This window comes from Luminiphilus sp. nBUS_07 (genome assembly GCF_051201685.1).
GTDB lineage: Bacteria > Pseudomonadota > Gammaproteobacteria > Pseudomonadales > Halieaceae > Luminiphilus.
In genome coordinates this window covers 458121-472065 of sequence record NZ_CP179213.1, presented here as the reverse complement: position 1 = coordinate 472065, position 13945 = coordinate 458121, and the positions used below count along the sequence as shown (strand labels likewise).

16 protein-coding genes are annotated in these 13945 nt (G+C 53.0%); 7 read left to right on the top strand and 9 right to left on the bottom strand.

Annotation, left to right across the window (positions count from 1 at the left end; genetic code table 11):
- Nucleotides 1–63 precede the first annotated feature (63 nt).
- From prmA to aroQ, 4 genes are read right to left on the bottom strand one after another with little or no spacing between them, the layout of a single operon-like run.
- A complete protein-coding gene (prmA, locus tag ACMAZB_RS02075) occupies nt 64–966 on the bottom strand; it encodes a 50S ribosomal protein L11 methyltransferase (RefSeq protein WP_435219166.1) in 903 nt (300 codons plus the stop codon).
- Entirely contained in the window at nt 963–2309 is a 1347-nt protein-coding gene (accC, locus tag ACMAZB_RS02070; protein ID WP_435219164.1) for an acetyl-CoA carboxylase biotin carboxylase subunit, read from the bottom strand. Before accC ends, prmA begins: the two co-directional genes overlap by 4 nt.
- Before the next feature lie 45 nt (nt 2310–2354).
- Complete coding sequence (gene accB, locus ACMAZB_RS02065; RefSeq protein WP_435219162.1) at nt 2355–2819, bottom strand: acetyl-CoA carboxylase biotin carboxyl carrier protein; 465 nt, start codon at nt 2817–2819, stop codon at nt 2355–2357.
- An 11-nt stretch (nt 2820–2830) separates the two neighbouring features.
- Nucleotides 2831–3286 (bottom strand): type II 3-dehydroquinate dehydratase, encoded by a 456-nt coding sequence (gene aroQ, locus ACMAZB_RS02060; RefSeq protein ID WP_435219160.1) that lies wholly within the window; start codon nt 3284–3286, stop codon nt 2831–2833.
- A 366-nt stretch (nt 3287–3652) separates the two neighbouring features.
- Between aroQ and dusB the strand changes: the two genes are divergently transcribed.
- The 5 genes from dusB to coq7 are packed head-to-tail and all read left to right on the top strand — an operon-like array spanning nt 3653 to nt 8436.
- The gene (gene dusB / locus ACMAZB_RS02055; RefSeq protein WP_435220114.1) at nt 3653–4600 is read left to right on the top strand and encodes a tRNA dihydrouridine synthase DusB; all 948 of its coding nucleotides are present in this window, start codon (nt 3653–3655) and stop codon (nt 4598–4600) included.
- Nucleotides 4597–4851 (top strand): DNA-binding transcriptional regulator Fis, encoded by a 255-nt coding sequence (gene fis, locus ACMAZB_RS02050; RefSeq protein WP_435219158.1) that lies wholly within the window; start codon nt 4597–4599, stop codon nt 4849–4851. Before dusB ends, fis begins: the two co-directional genes overlap by 4 nt.
- A 35-nt stretch (nt 4852–4886) precedes the next feature.
- Entirely contained in the window at nt 4887–6461 is a 1575-nt protein-coding gene (gene purH, locus ACMAZB_RS02045) for a bifunctional phosphoribosylaminoimidazolecarboxamide formyltransferase/IMP cyclohydrolase (RefSeq protein ID WP_435219156.1), read from the top strand.
- Nucleotides 6462–6482: 21 nt separating this feature from the next.
- A complete protein-coding gene (gene purD, locus ACMAZB_RS02040) occupies nt 6483–7760 on the top strand; it encodes a phosphoribosylamine--glycine ligase (protein ID WP_435219154.1) in 1278 nt (425 codons plus the stop codon).
- Nucleotides 7761–7791: 31 nt separating this feature from the next.
- Nucleotides 7792–8436, top strand: coding sequence for a 2-polyprenyl-3-methyl-6-methoxy-1,4-benzoquinone monooxygenase (coq7, locus tag ACMAZB_RS02035; RefSeq protein ID WP_435219152.1), 645 nt, complete (start codon nt 7792–7794; stop codon nt 8434–8436).
- Between the two features lie 35 nt (nt 8437–8471).
- Here the strand turns inward: coq7 and ACMAZB_RS02030 are convergent, their stop codons facing one another.
- A complete protein-coding gene (locus ACMAZB_RS02030) occupies nt 8472–8891 on the bottom strand; it encodes an OsmC family protein (RefSeq protein ID WP_435219150.1) in 420 nt (139 codons plus the stop codon).
- A 356-nt stretch (nt 8892–9247) separates the two neighbouring features.
- Between ACMAZB_RS02030 and crp the strand changes: the two genes are divergently transcribed.
- On the top strand, nt 9248–9913 hold the full coding sequence (gene crp, locus ACMAZB_RS02025) for a cAMP-activated global transcriptional regulator CRP (protein WP_435219148.1): 666 nt from the start codon (nt 9248–9250) through the stop codon (nt 9911–9913).
- Between the two features lie 125 nt (nt 9914–10038).
- On the opposite strand, the gene trpC is transcribed toward crp, so the two are convergent.
- The 3 genes from trpC to ACMAZB_RS02010 are packed head-to-tail and all read right to left on the bottom strand — an operon-like array spanning nt 10039 to nt 12512.
- Nucleotides 10039–10845: an indole-3-glycerol phosphate synthase TrpC gene (gene trpC, locus ACMAZB_RS02020; RefSeq protein WP_435219146.1), complete on the bottom strand. Its 807-nt coding sequence runs from the start codon at nt 10843–10845 to the stop codon at nt 10039–10041.
- Nucleotides 10842–11885, bottom strand: a complete 1044-nt coding sequence (gene trpD, locus ACMAZB_RS02015; protein ID WP_435219144.1) for an anthranilate phosphoribosyltransferase — start codon at nt 11883–11885, stop codon at nt 10842–10844. Before trpD ends, trpC begins: the two co-directional genes overlap by 4 nt.
- Nucleotides 11886–11939: 54 nt before the next feature.
- Nucleotides 11940–12512, bottom strand: coding sequence for an anthranilate synthase component II (locus tag ACMAZB_RS02010; RefSeq protein WP_435220113.1), 573 nt, complete (start codon nt 12510–12512; stop codon nt 11940–11942).
- A gap of 81 nt (nt 12513–12593) precedes the next feature.
- Here ACMAZB_RS02010 and ACMAZB_RS02005 point away from each other — a divergent pair, with 81 nt between their 5' ends.
- Nucleotides 12594–13157 carry a hypothetical protein gene (locus ACMAZB_RS02005; RefSeq protein WP_435219142.1) on the top strand — a complete coding sequence of 188 codons (564 nt, stop codon included), beginning with the start codon at nt 12594–12596 and terminating at the stop codon, nt 13155–13157.
- Here ACMAZB_RS02005 and ACMAZB_RS02000 read toward each other — a convergent pair.
- On the bottom strand, nt 13148–13918 hold the full coding sequence (locus ACMAZB_RS02000; RefSeq protein WP_435219140.1) for a hypothetical protein: 771 nt from the start codon (nt 13916–13918) through the stop codon (nt 13148–13150). The two genes, ACMAZB_RS02005 and ACMAZB_RS02000, sit on opposite strands and share 10 nt — an antisense overlap.
- Between the last annotated feature and the right edge of the window lie 27 nt (nt 13919–13945).

Genomic DNA, 13945 nt, shown 5'->3' with positions numbered 1-13945 from the left:
GCCGGCCATGGCTTGAGAAACCTATGGTTTGGATCTAGCAAAAACGGGTGGACCGCGGCAGCGTCACTCGGGAAGCTTTTCACCCGCTAGTAACGTCCAACCTTCCTTTTCTTGCACTGCGGTCAGAGTTACCCAGGGCTTATAAGCGGCAATTAGGCCCACTGCCTGCTCACTGAGCAGACCTGCCAAAATCAAACGGCCCCCGGGCTTGATCAAATCTATCAACGTCGGTGCCAGCGCCTCCAAAGGGCCTGCGAGTATATTGGCAACCACCAGCTCAACGGGTCGCAGGCGCGCCTTGGCATCTGTCTGAGATACCAAAAACACGTCAAGCTGTTCCTCAGCAATCGCATTGCGCTGGGCGTTATCGAGTGTGGCGGTTACCGCCTGCGGATCATTGTCGACAGCAAAGGCTTTGGCAGCCCCCAACTTCAAACCGGCAATCGCCAAAATGCCAGAGCCGCAGCCGTAATCGATAAGGTTTATTCCGTGCTTAATACTGGCGTCCAGTTCAGCCAAGCACATTGCCGTGGTGGGATGTGTCCCAGTGCCAAATGCTAGACCCGGATCCAAATTGATGTTGACGGCATTAGGGTCTGGGGGCTCGCACCAACTCGGGCAGATCCAAAGCCGATTACCCATCTGTAAGGGTTCAAAGTCTGCCATCCACGCGCGTTCCCAGTCTTGATCAGGAACAAATTTGGCCTCCTCCGCCGACGCGGTCACCCACTGTGATGGCACTTCAGCCAGAATCTGAGAAAGATCTAGGCCCGTCTCGAACAACGCCACCAGTTTGATGTTTTGCCACAGGGGTGTCTCACCGGGGCCCGGCTCAAGTAGTGGCTCGTCAGCGTTGTCCTCCAAGGTCACCGCGAGGGCGCCCTGCTCAAACAACCAATCCTCAAGACTGTCGATATGGTTGGGAGTGGTATTGAACCGTAGCTCTTGCCAGCCGGCGTCGGTCAATGCTCGTGTTCCAATTTACTCTCGAGGTAGTGAATGCTGACGCCACCCGCCATAAACGAGGGGTCAACCACCAGCTCACGGTGCAAAGCGGCATTGGTGCGTATACCCTCAACAACTAGCTCATCGAGAGCCTGGCGCATTTTTACGAGCGCCCCAGCGCGGGTATCTCCGTGGGTAATCAACTTACCAATCAAGCTGTCGTAGTGGGGCGGAACTGTATAGCCACTGTAAACATGGGAATCCACCCGAACTCCCGGTCCACCCGGGGCATGAAACGTGTTGATTCTGCCAGGAGATGGCAAGAAATTTCGTGGATCCTCGGCATTGATTCGGCACTCTAAGGCGTGGCCGTTAAACACCACGTCTTCCTGGCGAATCGAAAGCTTCTCCCCAGAGGCAATCAGCAATTGCTCCCTGACAATATCCACCCCGGTAATCATCTCGGTGACTGGATGTTCAACCTGAACCCGCGTATTCATCTCGATGAAATAAAAACCGCCATCTTCGTATAAAAACTCAAAGGTCCCCGCACCGCGGTAACCAATATCGATACACGCTTTGACACAAGCCTCACCGATTTCGGCGCGCAGCTTGTCATCAATTCCGGGGGCAGGCGCCTCTTCAATAACTTTCTGGTGCCGCCGCTGCAACGAGCAGTCACGGTCACCTAGGTGAACGGCATTGCCTTGACCATCCGCAAGCACCTGGATCTCCACGTGACGAGGTCGCTGAAGGAATTTCTCAATGTATACCACCGGTGACCCAAAGGCCGCCTTGGCCTCAGACTGAGTCACTTGAATTGAGCTGAGCAGTACTTCCTCGTTATGAACCACCCGCATACCGCGGCCGCCACCGCCCGCCGCGGCTTTGACAATGACCGGATAACCAATATCTCGAGCAATACGCAAAATCTCGTCAGGATCATCGGGAATAGCTCCCTCTGACCCGGGAACCGTTGGCACACCAGAGCGTTGCATTTGGTGTTTTGCCGACACTTTGTCGCCCATCAGACGAATGGTTTCTGCGGTGGGGCCAATAAATACGAAACCGCTCTTCTCGACCTGCTCAGCAAAATCGGCGTTTTCCGATAAAAACCCATAGCCGGGATGAATGGCGTCAGTATTCGTCACCTCAGCCACACTAATAATCGCAGGCACATTCAAATAACTCAGCGTTGAGTTTGGCGGTCCAATACACACGGCCTGATCTGCAAGGCGGACATGCTTCAGCTCACGATCTGCTGTTGAATGCACCGCGACGGTCTCAATACCCAGCTCGCGGCAGGCGCGCATAATTCGAAGGGCAATTTCGCCACGATTGGCGATCAAAACTCTCTCTAACATCAAATGATTCCTCTCGGTCGGCAGCGCACAGGGCTACCTCCAGGGTCAGGCAATGGTGATGAGGGGTTGGTCAAATTCTACGGGCTCGCCATCGGCGACGTGAATGGCCGTTACCGTGCCGGCTCGATCAGCCTCGATCTGATTCATCATCTTCATGGCCTCAACAATGCACAGAACGTCCCCGACCCGTACCGTTTGGCCTACCTCAACGAAAGCGCTGGCCTCTGGGCTGGGAGAGCGGTAAAAGGTACCGACCATCGGCGACAACACCGCGTTATCTGTAGAAATAGCCTCTGCTGCCGGCTCTGGCGCGGCTGGGGCAGCCGCAGGGGCGGCGGCTAGAGCCGCCGGTGCAGGCATAGCAACCGGTGGCGCATAGCTTGCGCCCAAGTGGGCGGCATGGCTGTTGCGGCTTATGCGCACCGACTCTTCACCCTCAATAATTTCGATTTCGTCAATATCTGACTCTTCCAACAGCTCAATCAATTTTTTGACTTTGCGGATATCCATAGTAACGGTCCTCAAGCAGGCTTAAGATTTGAAGAAATTTGTTTCAAGGCCCCGGCGAGGGCGCAGTCGTAGCCAAAACTGCCCAGGCCGCAGATAACACCTTCGGCAATATCAGACAGATAGCTATGCTGGCGAAAGGCTTCCCGGGCATGCACATTGGATATATGCACCTCAATGAACGGGATAGCCACCCCCAGTAGGGCGTCGCGCAGTGCAATGCTGGTGTGGGTAAAAGCAGCGGGATTGATAATGATAAAACGCGTATCGGCTGCCGGTGCACTGTGGATGACTTCTATTAGCTCGTGTTCGGCATTACTTTGAACGCAAGAAAAGGAAGCTCCCGCACGTTCTGCGTCGACACGCAGCCTAGCCGTAATCGTCTCAAGAGATTCGCTCCCGTAACGATCAGGCTCTCGTGACCCCAACAAATTTAAGTTGGGTCCGTTGATTAACAAAATATCAGACATCTCGACAATTCGCTGCTAGTTCACGTCAGTTATATTGCTTTTCGGCGCATTCTGAACCATACGACTCGACCTGTCTAATGGATTGGCACAAATGCAGATCTCCGTTTAGATCACCGAACACACTTAGCGATGATGCGTTTGCCGCGCACAACTGATCAAAATTTAACCTTTCTGCTTCATCCTTGCGCCATTGCGCTGTATGCTTTGCGGCCCCAGTTAGCGCTCTGGTGAGAGTTTGTGGCTGATACGCCAACCCCAAAAGCAATCTGTTCCTCTTCGTGTCGTACTGGGGATGCGGGCAGCTCTGTGCCTGCAGGTTTGCAGATTGGCGCCTTGAAACTGGCGAACCCCGTGGTGCTCGCGCCCATGGCCGGCGTCACTGACCTACCACTACGCGAGCTTTGTGTCGGTCTAGGTGCTGGCATGGCAGTGGCAGAAATGCTGACCTCCGACCCAAAATTAATGACGTCACGCAAGTCATCATTGCGTCGCTGTCACAATGCCCAAAGCGGGCTTCGATCCGTTCAAATTGTTGGCAACGAAGCCCAGCAGCTCGCAGAGGCCGCGAGGCTCAATGCCGATGACGGTGCTGATATTATTGACATCAACATGGGCTGCCCGGCGAAAAAAGTCTGCAAAAAAGCCGCGGGCTCTGCCCTTCTGGCCGATGAGCGGCGGGTGGAGGAAATTTTAAAGGCCGTAGTTGCTGCGGTTGATGTACCCGTCACTCTTAAAATTCGCACTGGCGTTTCACCACAGCAGCGCAACGGGGTTGCCATCGCGAAAATTGCAGAAGATGCAGGCATTCAGATGCTCACTGTTCACGGTAGAACTAGAGCCGATCGATTTAAGGGTGAGGCGGAATATTGCACGATTGCGGCTATCGTCGATGCTGTGGGTATCCCCGTGTTGGCCAATGGCGATATCACCACTCCAACAAAGGCGCTTGCGGTGCTGGAGCAGACGGGTGCAGCAGGAGTCATGATTGGTCGAGCAGCCTTAGGTCGCCCCTGGCTACCAGGCGCCATCGCTCAAGCGTTATCTGGGGCGCTTGCCATACAGCCCTCACATGCTGAACGCTTTTTACAAATGCGCACACACCTAACCGCCCTGCATGATTTTTACGGTGACTTCATGGGGATACGAATAGCCCGGAAACACGTGGGCTGGTTTTTTGACGCGATTGAGGCCGATCTACCCAGCACCTTCTTAAGCTGGAAGCGGCACTTCAATGCTTTGGAAGATACCGAAGCTCAGCAGGCCCTACTCCAAACACTGGGAAGCCACTGCCAAAATAACGAGCTCGCCGCGTGACCTCCGATACTAAAACCGCCCCACCACGCCCCCTTCGCGAAAGTGCCAAGGAGAGCATTACCCACTACTTTGAGCAACTTGACGGCGCGACCTGCACTGACCTGCACGCGTTGGTGCTTGCTCAGGTCGAAGAACCGCTGTTTCGTGCAGTCCTCAAGGAGACAGGGGGTAACCAAAGTAAAGCCGCCGCGATGTTAGGCCTAAACCGAGGCACGCTGCGTAAAAAACTCCGCCAGTACCATCTCATTTAAAGTCTTTAACCTTTCCCTTTAGGACCCTTCATATTATGACTGAGTCACATCTAGCCCCTGTACGCCGCGCCCTTATCAGCGTTTCTGACAAGACCGGCATCGTTGAGTTCGCTCAGGCACTTATCGATCGTCACGTGGCTTTACTGTCTACTGGAGGAACCTGCAAACTGCTTCGGGAAGCTGGGCTGCCCGTTACCGAAGTTTCTGATCACACCGGTTTTCCTGAGATGATGGACGGACGCGTCAAGACGCTGCACCCCACCATCCACGGCGGTATTTTAGGGCGTCGCGGTACTGACGATGGTGTTATGGCCAGCCATGATATTGCCCCTATCGATATGGTTGTGGTTAATCTGTATCCCTTTGAGGCAACCGTTGCTCGCCCAGACTGTAGCCTCGAAGATGCTATTGAAAATATCGATATCGGCGGACCCACCATGGTTCGTGCTGCTGCAAAGAATCACCGTGACGTGACCATCGTCGTCGACGCCGGCGATTATGCCTGCCTGATAGAAGAGCTCGACGCCAACAACAACGCCATTAGATACGAAACTCGCTTTGATCTGGCTATTAAAGCTTATGAACATACGGCGCATTATGACGGCGCGATTGCCAACTACTTCGGCCAGCAGCTTGGTAATGGGAGCCAGGGTTTTCCCCGCACCCTTAACCTGCAGCTCGTCAAAGCCGAAACCATGCGCTACGGCGAAAACCCTCACCAGCAAGCCGCTTTTTATAAAGAGCACTCGCCGCAGGAAGTCGGCATCGCCACCACTACTCAGCTGCAGGGTAAGGCTCTGTCTTACAATAATGTTGCCGATACTGACGCCGCCTTAGAGTGCGTCAAAAATTTCGAAGACCCGGCCTGCGTCATTGTTAAGCACGCCAACCCCTGTGGGGTTGCGGTATCGGACTCTCTCGGTGAAGCCTACGACCTTGCTTTTAACACCGACCCCGAGTCTGCCTTTGGCGGCATTATCGCGTTTAACCGCGAATTAGACGCTGCCACAGCCCAAGTCATTGTTGACCGACAATTTGTTGAGGTCATTATTGCGCCAGAGATCAATGCCGCAGCATTGCCGGTGATCGCGGAGAAGAAAAATATCCGTGTTCTTAAAACCGGCCAGTGGGCCTCTCCCGTCGGCGCCCAAGACTTCAAGCGCGTCAACGGAGGATTGTTGGTGCAAGATCGTGATGACGGCATGATTACGCGGGACGACCTGCAAGTCGTCAGTCAGCGTCAACCGACTGAGCAAGAGTGGCTCGATTTACTGTTTGCCTGGAAGGTTGCCAAATTTGTGAAGTCGAATGCCATCATTTATGCAGCCAACAATCGAACGATTGGCGTTGGTGCAGGACAAATGTCCCGCGTCAATTCTGCGCGCATTGCGGCGATTAAAGCGGAGCATGCCAACCTTGAGGTTCAGGGTGCCATCATGGCATCGGATGCTTTCTTCCCTTTTCGCGATGGGATCGACAATGCTGCAGAACGCGGTATCGCTGCGGTGATTCAGCCCGGTGGCTCAATTCGCGATGAAGAAATTATTGCCGCCGCAGACGAAGCCGGTATGGCGATGGTCTTCACGGGCATGCGGCACTTCCGTCACTAACCGGCAACGAGGAGCCTGAAGATGAATATTCTGGTTGTGGGCAGTGGTGGCCGCGAGCATGCGTTATGCTGGAAGCTTGCCCAGGCGACCCACGTTGATCATGTCTATGCAGCACCGGGTAACGCGGGAACAGCGGGGGAATCTGGAGTCACTAACGTTGCCTTGGACGTCATGGACTTTGACGGATTAGCGAACTTTGTCGAGAGTCACGACATTGCCCTGACAGTGATCGGCCCCGAGGCGCCTTTGGTGGGTGGAATTGTTAATGACTTTACAGCTCGCGGACTTGCCTGCTTTGGACCTAGCAAAGCGGCGGCGCAATTAGAGGGCTCCAAAGCGTTCACCAAGGATTTTCTGGCCCGTCACAATATTCCAACCGGCGACTATGCCAACTTCACCGAGCTTGAGCCCGCCCTAGCCTACCTGCGTGCTAATGGCGCACCCATAGTCATAAAAGCTGACGGTCTCGCGGCGGGAAAAGGCGTTATCGTCGCCGAAACACTGGCCCAAGCTGAAGAGGCGGTCACTGATATGCTGTCGGGCAATGCCTTTGGAGAGGCAGGTTGCCGAGTAGTCATAGAGGAATTCCTAGCAGGGGAAGAAGCCAGCTTCATCGTGATTGCAGATGGCCAACACGCGCTGCCTATGGCCAGTAGCCAGGACCATAAACGTATTGGAGAAGGCGACACTGGCCCAAATACCGGCGGCATGGGTGCCTATTCGCCAGCGCCGGTCGTGACGCCCGCCATCCATGAACGCATTATGCGTGAAGTCATCAACCCGACATTGGCGGGCATGGCTGCGGACGGCATGCCCTACACCGGCTTTTTATACGCAGGGCTCATGATCGACGAGTCGGGCAACCCACGGGTGATCGAATTTAACTGCCGCTTTGGGGACCCAGAGACACAGCCAATTATGATGCGGCTGCAAAGTGACCTTGATGCGCTTTGTCTTGCCGCACTCGCTGGAAATCTGAGCGCCACAACCGCTGAGTGGGATGACCGAGCTGCCCTGGGGGTCGTGCTTGCGGCCGAGGGCTACCCGGGAAGCTACCCCAAGGGCGCAATTATTGAGGGGCTGACCGACGCTGACTCTGACGGAGTAAAAGTCTTTCACGCCGGCACCGAAAATAAAGACGGCGTTTATCACACCAGTGGAGGCAGGGTCTTGTGTGTGACCGCTTTAGGGGTGGATATTTGCTCTGCGCAAACGTCAGCCTATGATGCCGCAGACAAAATCCAGTGGCCCGGAAAAACCTTGCGACGGGATATTGGCTGGCGAGCGATAGATCGCTAGAGTAAGGGCATCAAAACAAGAGTATCTCGCTATGAGCCAACGTGAACTGACCTCCGTGGACCGGCTGCTGGTTGAAGTCGATGGCATGCTTAAAACCCTCGCACGCCGCGGTGCCTCTGCAATGCGACCCTCCCCCGCGGCTGGACACAGTGACGGTGCGCTGTCTGATCGGGAGCGCAAGCATTCTGGGGGGCTCATGCGGGTCAACCACACCGGCGAAGTCTGTGCTCAAGCGCTATATCAGGGGCAGGCCATGACCGCAAAGTCAGCCGGCACCCGAACCGAGATGCAAGAAGCTGCACAAGAGGAAATCGACCACTTAGTTTGGTGCGAGGAGCGCTTAGAAGAGCTAGGCACTCGGCCCAGCGTGCTCAACCCTCTTTTTTATGGTGCCTCGCTGGCCATGGGAGCAGCTGCCGGCTTGGTCGGCGACAGCGTTAGCTTGGGGTTTGTCCACGCTACGGAAGAGCGTGTTGCAAGCCATTTGCGTAGCCATCTAAAAACATTGCCTGAAACCGACCGAAAGTCGCAGCTCATCCTTCAAACAATGCTTGAGGATGAGGAACGTCATGGAGAAAACGCTCTTAAAGCCGGTGGGCTTGAACTGCCACAGCCAGTGAAGCGCGCCATGACTCAAGCGTCTAAGCTGATGACGACCAGCACTTACTGGATTTAGTCAGTCTCTGCCTGTTCGCCATGGCATGGGAGTATTTAGGCTTCTTCCACAGCGAAACTGTGGGATACCCGCACCCCAGCCTTCGACAACATAATGGACGCCGAACAGTATTTTTCTGCGGAGAGTTCAACCGCACGCCGAACTTGGCTTTCCTTGACGCCATGACCCGTCACTACGAAATGTAAGTTCATCGACTCGAAGACCGCAGGCACCGCATCAACGCGCTCCGCCTGAAGCTCAACGCGACAATCAGTGACTTGCTGCCTCGACTTCTTAAGCATGGCAATGACGTCGTAAATAGCACACCCGCCGGTACCCAAAAGCAGCATTTCCATGGGTCTGAGAGACTGATTACGACCCCCCAGTTCCTCAGGGCCATCCATGACCACCGTATGTCCGCTACCTGACTCGGCTACAAACATCGCGCCATCCATCCACTTCACCGTACCCTTCATCGCTCTAACACTCCGCGTTGCTGCCTTAAAAAAACTGTCTACTTCTCTGACGGGGCATATTAACGACTTCCGAACCCAACGTCATAAGACCCGACTAGCGGTTGAGCGCCGAGGGTTATAAGGCCAAGCTGCAAAGCAGATACTGTGATTCAGGTCTCGTAGCGCCTCGCAAGTTCTGCCGCGACTGCCAGAGGTGAAACACTTTCTAGAACAATCTGAGGGCCTATTATTTGAGGTTGATTTGAATATTGTTAAATAAAGAGCTCTCAGCGCTTTATTTTGTTTAAATTTAGCCGTTGAGCTGCGGTAATTAATAGCTCAGACTGCCAATCGGATACTGTGAGGAATATCCCAAAATGAAAGCTGAAGTCCTGCGCCAAATCCCTGAGGCTGAAAACTTCCTACGACAATGTGAGCGGCTTACCTTTAAGCAACGTCAGACCATTGTGAAGCAGGGCGATCCCAGCGATTCCATTTACTTAATTCTAGAAGGTTCAGTCGCCGTCATTATTGACGGCGATGACGATGACGCCCACCAGGAGATGGTCGTGAGCTATCTCAATCCTGGAGATTTTTTTGGCGAGATGGGTTTGTTTGGCGAAGAGGCTCGTACAGCCAACCTTGTCGCCAGAGTACCCGTAGAGGTCGCCAGAATTAGTTATGAACGTTTTCATCAGGTGCGCGGCAATTATCCAGAAATTCTGTACGTGCTGGCCACTCAAATAGGTCATCGACTGCGAACAACCACCCGAAAATTGACTGACCTCGCTTTTGTCGACGTCGCAGGTCGCATCGCCCAAACCTTAAACGACCTGACGAACCAGCCCGACGCAATGACACACCCCGAGGGCATGCAAATTCGCATCACGCGCCAAGAACTTGGGAAAATTGTGGGCTGCTCCCGAGAAATGGCTGGCAGAGTACTTAAAGCTCTGCGCCAGGACGGGCTTATCGAAGTCGCCGGCAAAACGATTGTGGTGTTGCGAGAACCCAAAGAACCCTTGCCCAGTGAACCCGGCTAATACGCCACAGCAATCCGTCACAGCCGGTCGTTTAAATGAAAACGAAGTCCGAAACTCTGGGGCTCATCATGACCTTTGCTATGTCATGTATTTTTTCAGAGGGTTTAAACCGACGTTCATCGCGGCTAATAAAAAAGCCGATTTAGTTCTGAACCGGGGTCAGCCGCCCGCATAAAAGCCTCACCAACAAGAAAGGTGTCTACCCCTGCAGCTCGCATGCGGTTCACGTCTTCAGTGGTATGAATCCCGCTCTCAGTAACCACCTGAATAGATTCGGGAATCTCCGACAGCAAATTAAGAGTCGTCGCCAAGTCGGTTTCAAAGGTGTGTAAATCGCGATTGTTAATGCCAATCAACTCAGGCTTTAGCTGCAGGGCTTCTTCGAGCTCGGACCGGTCATGAACCTCAATTAAGGCGTCGAGTCCTGCTTCTTTCGCGACCCCATAAAGCTCTTGTAACTGCGAGAACTCAAGACAGGACACAATGAGTAAAACAGCATCGGCTCCAAGTGCTCGAGCTTCCCATATTTGATAGGGATCAATGGTGAAATCTTTGCGAATTACTGGGATTGAGCAGGCGCTGCGGGCTTCAGATAAATAAATATCGGCACCCTGAAAAAAATCGATATCTGTAAGCACAGACAGACAGGCTGCACCCCCCGCCTCGTAGCTCGCAGCAATGTCTGCGGGCCGGAAATCTGCGCGGATGACGCCTTTACTCGGACTTGCCTTTTTCACCTCAGCGATAACCGCAGACTGACCTTCAATGAGGCGATGCTGTAACGCCCCGATAAAACCCCGTGTCGATGACGCCTCGGCGGCCAAGCCCTTCACTGCGGCTATATCTTGCCGACGCTTACGATCAGCCACTTCCTCAACTTTCCGATCGATAATTTTCTTAAGAACCGTGGGGGTGGCTAATTTTCCACTCATGATGCTTCAGCCCGTAACTGATTGGTAAAGCCTACAAAGGCGTCGAGCTTATCTAGGGCTGCTCCAGAAGCAATCGCGTCATCGGCGGCTATAATTCCCGCCTTCAATGTTTTCGCAACCCCCGACACATAGATCGCTGCACCGGCATTTAAAGCAATCATGGAGCGTGCTCGCTCAGCCCCTTCACCCGACGCTAAAGAGAGCGCTGATTTGATCAAGTCAGCAGATTCCTGCGCAGAGGCAACTTCCAGACCCAAAAGACTTTTATGGCCATGCCCGTAGTCGGAAGGATCAATCTGAAAGCGCTCAACCACTCCGCCGCGCATCTCCCAAACTGCCGTAGGTGCGGCGATAGAAATTTCATCGAGACCATCGGTACTGCTGAGAACCAGCGCGTGCTTACTGCCCAGTTTACTGAGCGACTCCGCTATCGACTGGCAAAGGTGGGGGGCAAATACCCCCAAAACCTGACGCTCAACGTGAGCCGGATTCGTCAGCGGTCCCAAGATATTGAACAACGTTCGCATTCCTAAGTCTTTTCTGGGACCTACCGCATGCTTCATGGCGCCATGGTGTGCCGGCGCAAACATAAAACCCAGCCCAACTGCCTCAATGCTCTTCGCAATGTGAACCGGGGAGAGATCAAGGGGCACCCCCAGAGTCTCTAGTACGTCGGAAGAGCCGCTTGAGCTTGAAACAGAGCGATTGCCATGTTTTGCCACTCGACCACCGGCGGCGGCAACAACAAAACTCGCCGCAGTTGAAACATTAAACAGATTTGCACCATCGCCCCCAGTACCCACGAGATCTACCAAACGTTCTTGGGATACCTGCACTCGGGTGACCAAACTGCGCATGACCTCTGCGGCACCGACGATCTCATCTATGGTCTCGCCCCTGATCCGTAAGGCAATAAGAAGCGCACCGATTTGAGCCGGAGTCGCTACACCGGTCATGACTTCGGTCATCACCCCGCGCATCTCATCTCTTGATAATGATTGCCCATCGGCCAGATGGTGCAACGCTTGTTTAATATTCATCACTACAATTTTGGTCCTGAATTTATTGGGCTATCTACGACATCAAAAATAGCGTTACAAGCGGTCTAAAAAGTTTTTAAGCAGAGCGTGTCCATGCTCGGACAGAATCGACTCCGGGTGAAACTGTACACCTTCAACCGCCAATTCACGATGACGTAACCCCATAATGGCTTCTCTGGCTCCATCGGGGGTCTCAGTCCATGCAGTAACCTCAAGACATTCGGGCAAAGATGCTTCTGCCACTACAAGGCTGTGGTAACGCGTCGCATTGAACGGGCTGGGTAAATTTTTAAAAACGCCCTGACCTGTGTGATGTACCGCGCTGGTTTTTCCGTGCATAACCTTTTCAGCGCGCACAACGTCACCGCCAAAAACCGCGCCTATCGACTGCTGCCCAAGGCAAACGCCAAATATTGGCAATTTCCCGGCAAAGTGCTCGATAACCTCCATAGAGATTCCCGCCTCTTTTGGCGAGCAAGGCCCAGGAGAAATACAAATACCCGCTGGGGCAAGCCGTTCAATACCTTCAAGGTCGATTTCATCATTACGATGCACCTCAACCTGGGCGCCCAGCTCCCAAAGGTACTGAACAATATTCCAGGTAAAAGAGTCGTAATTGTCTAGCATCAAAATATTCAAAGCTCGGTCCTAAACCTGTAGTCTTAGCGTTCAATACTCAAAAAGTGCACCAGCACGGTTCAATATCCCATGTCTTCTAAAACAATCAGCGATGAATACTTAGCCGAGCAGAAAAAGCTTCATGAGAACCCAAACTACGGGGTGGCTTCGACGCAATTTGCGCCTTCGGTGGCAGATTTAATCCGCAAAACCAACTGTAGTTCTCTTACTGATTATGGCGCTGGAAAGCAGCGATTGCTTAGCAGCTTACAGCAACTTGGTGTCACTCAGAATCTCATTTACCAACCTTATGATCCGGCCTTTCCAGAGTACGGCTCCCCCAAACCAGCCGACCTTGTTTGCTGTATTGACGTTTTAGAACATATCGAGCCCAAGTTACTCGAAAATGTACTAGCCGAGCTAGCAACGCTAGTCACCAAAATTGGGTTTTTTACCATCCATCAGGGGCCAGCCGGAAAAACGCTGTCAGACGGTCGTAACGCCCATCTCATTCAGCAACCCAGTTCATGGTGGCTTCCCAGATTATCTGATTTTTTTGAGGTCGCTGTTCTTCAACGTCATCAAGTTTATGGCCACGGTATTATGGTAGTCGTTGAGCCTAAAGCAACACATGGCGAAGTGGATCAGCCCTGATTAGCCTGGGACTTTTGAGCTCGATGCTCTAACACCAGTTTTTGCACGAGCTCCATATGCTCTGGATAGGGCTGGTTGGTGTCGAAATTCCAAACATAACGCGGCAACCTAACACCTTCTATATTGATTGCATGCACTGACTGCCCCATAATTTCAGCCCATGGAACCGCAGACATACCCAATGAAGCGTTCTTTCTCCACAAGTCTGCGCCGGGGGAGGTTGCTGTTTCTGGGAATGCTGGAACTCCCATCGTGTAATGGATATTCCCTTTAGAAAAATCAATATTTTGGTACCCTATCAACTGATTCCATTTTGCATCCAATGACCCAACTTCACTATCGCCCACCCACTCCAGGGCATGGAGATTAATCTCCGTGTCCTGAATAAACTGCGGGGTCAGTACCCTGTGGGAGGGGTGCGCACAATTTATTAGCATAAAGGACGTTTGCTCGTACTGATCTAACGACCTCACGACAGATACTGCAGTCTCATCCGCAATTTGCTGTTCAAGCTCCGTAATATCTGACGCCAGCAACATATCAGCATCCATGAATATCGCCGCGCCTTGAAAGTTGCACAGCCAAGGCACTAAAAATCGCGAGAAAGTGAAAGGCGTTAGTCCTCTGCGAGTAATCGGCAAAGTTCTAAGAACCAAAGGGCTCACTAAAACTGGTTTCGAAGCTGTTTCAAAGATTGAGGTAGCTAGCGTGGTAAACGAAACACGCTGACGCTCATCAAAACCTACAAAGACGCGAAGCACTGCTAATCACCTCCTGTGACATTAATA

What these genes read in the sequence shown, in the direction of transcription:
- ACMAZB_RS02010 (WP_435220113.1), bottom strand. Translation starts at nt 12,512, where the DNA reads ATGCTAGACAATTACGACTCTTTTACCTGGAATATTGTTCAGTACCTT.
- aroQ (WP_435219160.1), bottom strand. Translation starts at nt 3,286, where the DNA reads ATGTCTGATATTTTGTTAATCAACGGACCCAACTTAAATTTGTTGGGG.
- crp (WP_435219148.1), top strand. Translation starts at nt 9,248, where the DNA reads ATGAAAGCTGAAGTCCTGCGCCAAATCCCTGAGGCTGAAAACTTCCTA.
- trpD (WP_435219144.1), bottom strand. Translation starts at nt 11,885, where the DNA reads ATGAATATTAAACAAGCGTTGCACCATCTGGCCGATGGGCAATCATTA.
- trpC (WP_435219146.1), bottom strand. Translation starts at nt 10,845, where the DNA reads ATGAGTGGAAAATTAGCCACCCCCACGGTTCTTAAGAAAATTATCGAT.
- dusB (WP_435220114.1), top strand. Translation starts at nt 3,653, where the DNA reads ATGGCCGGCGTCACTGACCTACCACTACGCGAGCTTTGTGTCGGTCTA.
- ACMAZB_RS02030 (WP_435219150.1), bottom strand. Translation starts at nt 8,891, where the DNA reads ATGAAGGGTACGGTGAAGTGGATGGATGGCGCGATGTTTGTAGCCGAG.
- accB (WP_435219162.1), bottom strand. Translation starts at nt 2,819, where the DNA reads ATGGATATCCGCAAAGTCAAAAAATTGATTGAGCTGTTGGAAGAGTCA.
- purD (WP_435219154.1), top strand. Translation starts at nt 6,483, where the DNA reads ATGAATATTCTGGTTGTGGGCAGTGGTGGCCGCGAGCATGCGTTATGC.
- purH (WP_435219156.1), top strand. Translation starts at nt 4,887, where the DNA reads ATGACTGAGTCACATCTAGCCCCTGTACGCCGCGCCCTTATCAGCGTT.
- ACMAZB_RS02005 (WP_435219142.1), top strand. Translation starts at nt 12,594, where the DNA reads ATGTCTTCTAAAACAATCAGCGATGAATACTTAGCCGAGCAGAAAAAG.
- accC (WP_435219164.1), bottom strand. Translation starts at nt 2,309, where the DNA reads ATGTTAGAGAGAGTTTTGATCGCCAATCGTGGCGAAATTGCCCTTCGA.
- coq7 (WP_435219152.1), top strand. Translation starts at nt 7,792, where the DNA reads ATGAGCCAACGTGAACTGACCTCCGTGGACCGGCTGCTGGTTGAAGTC.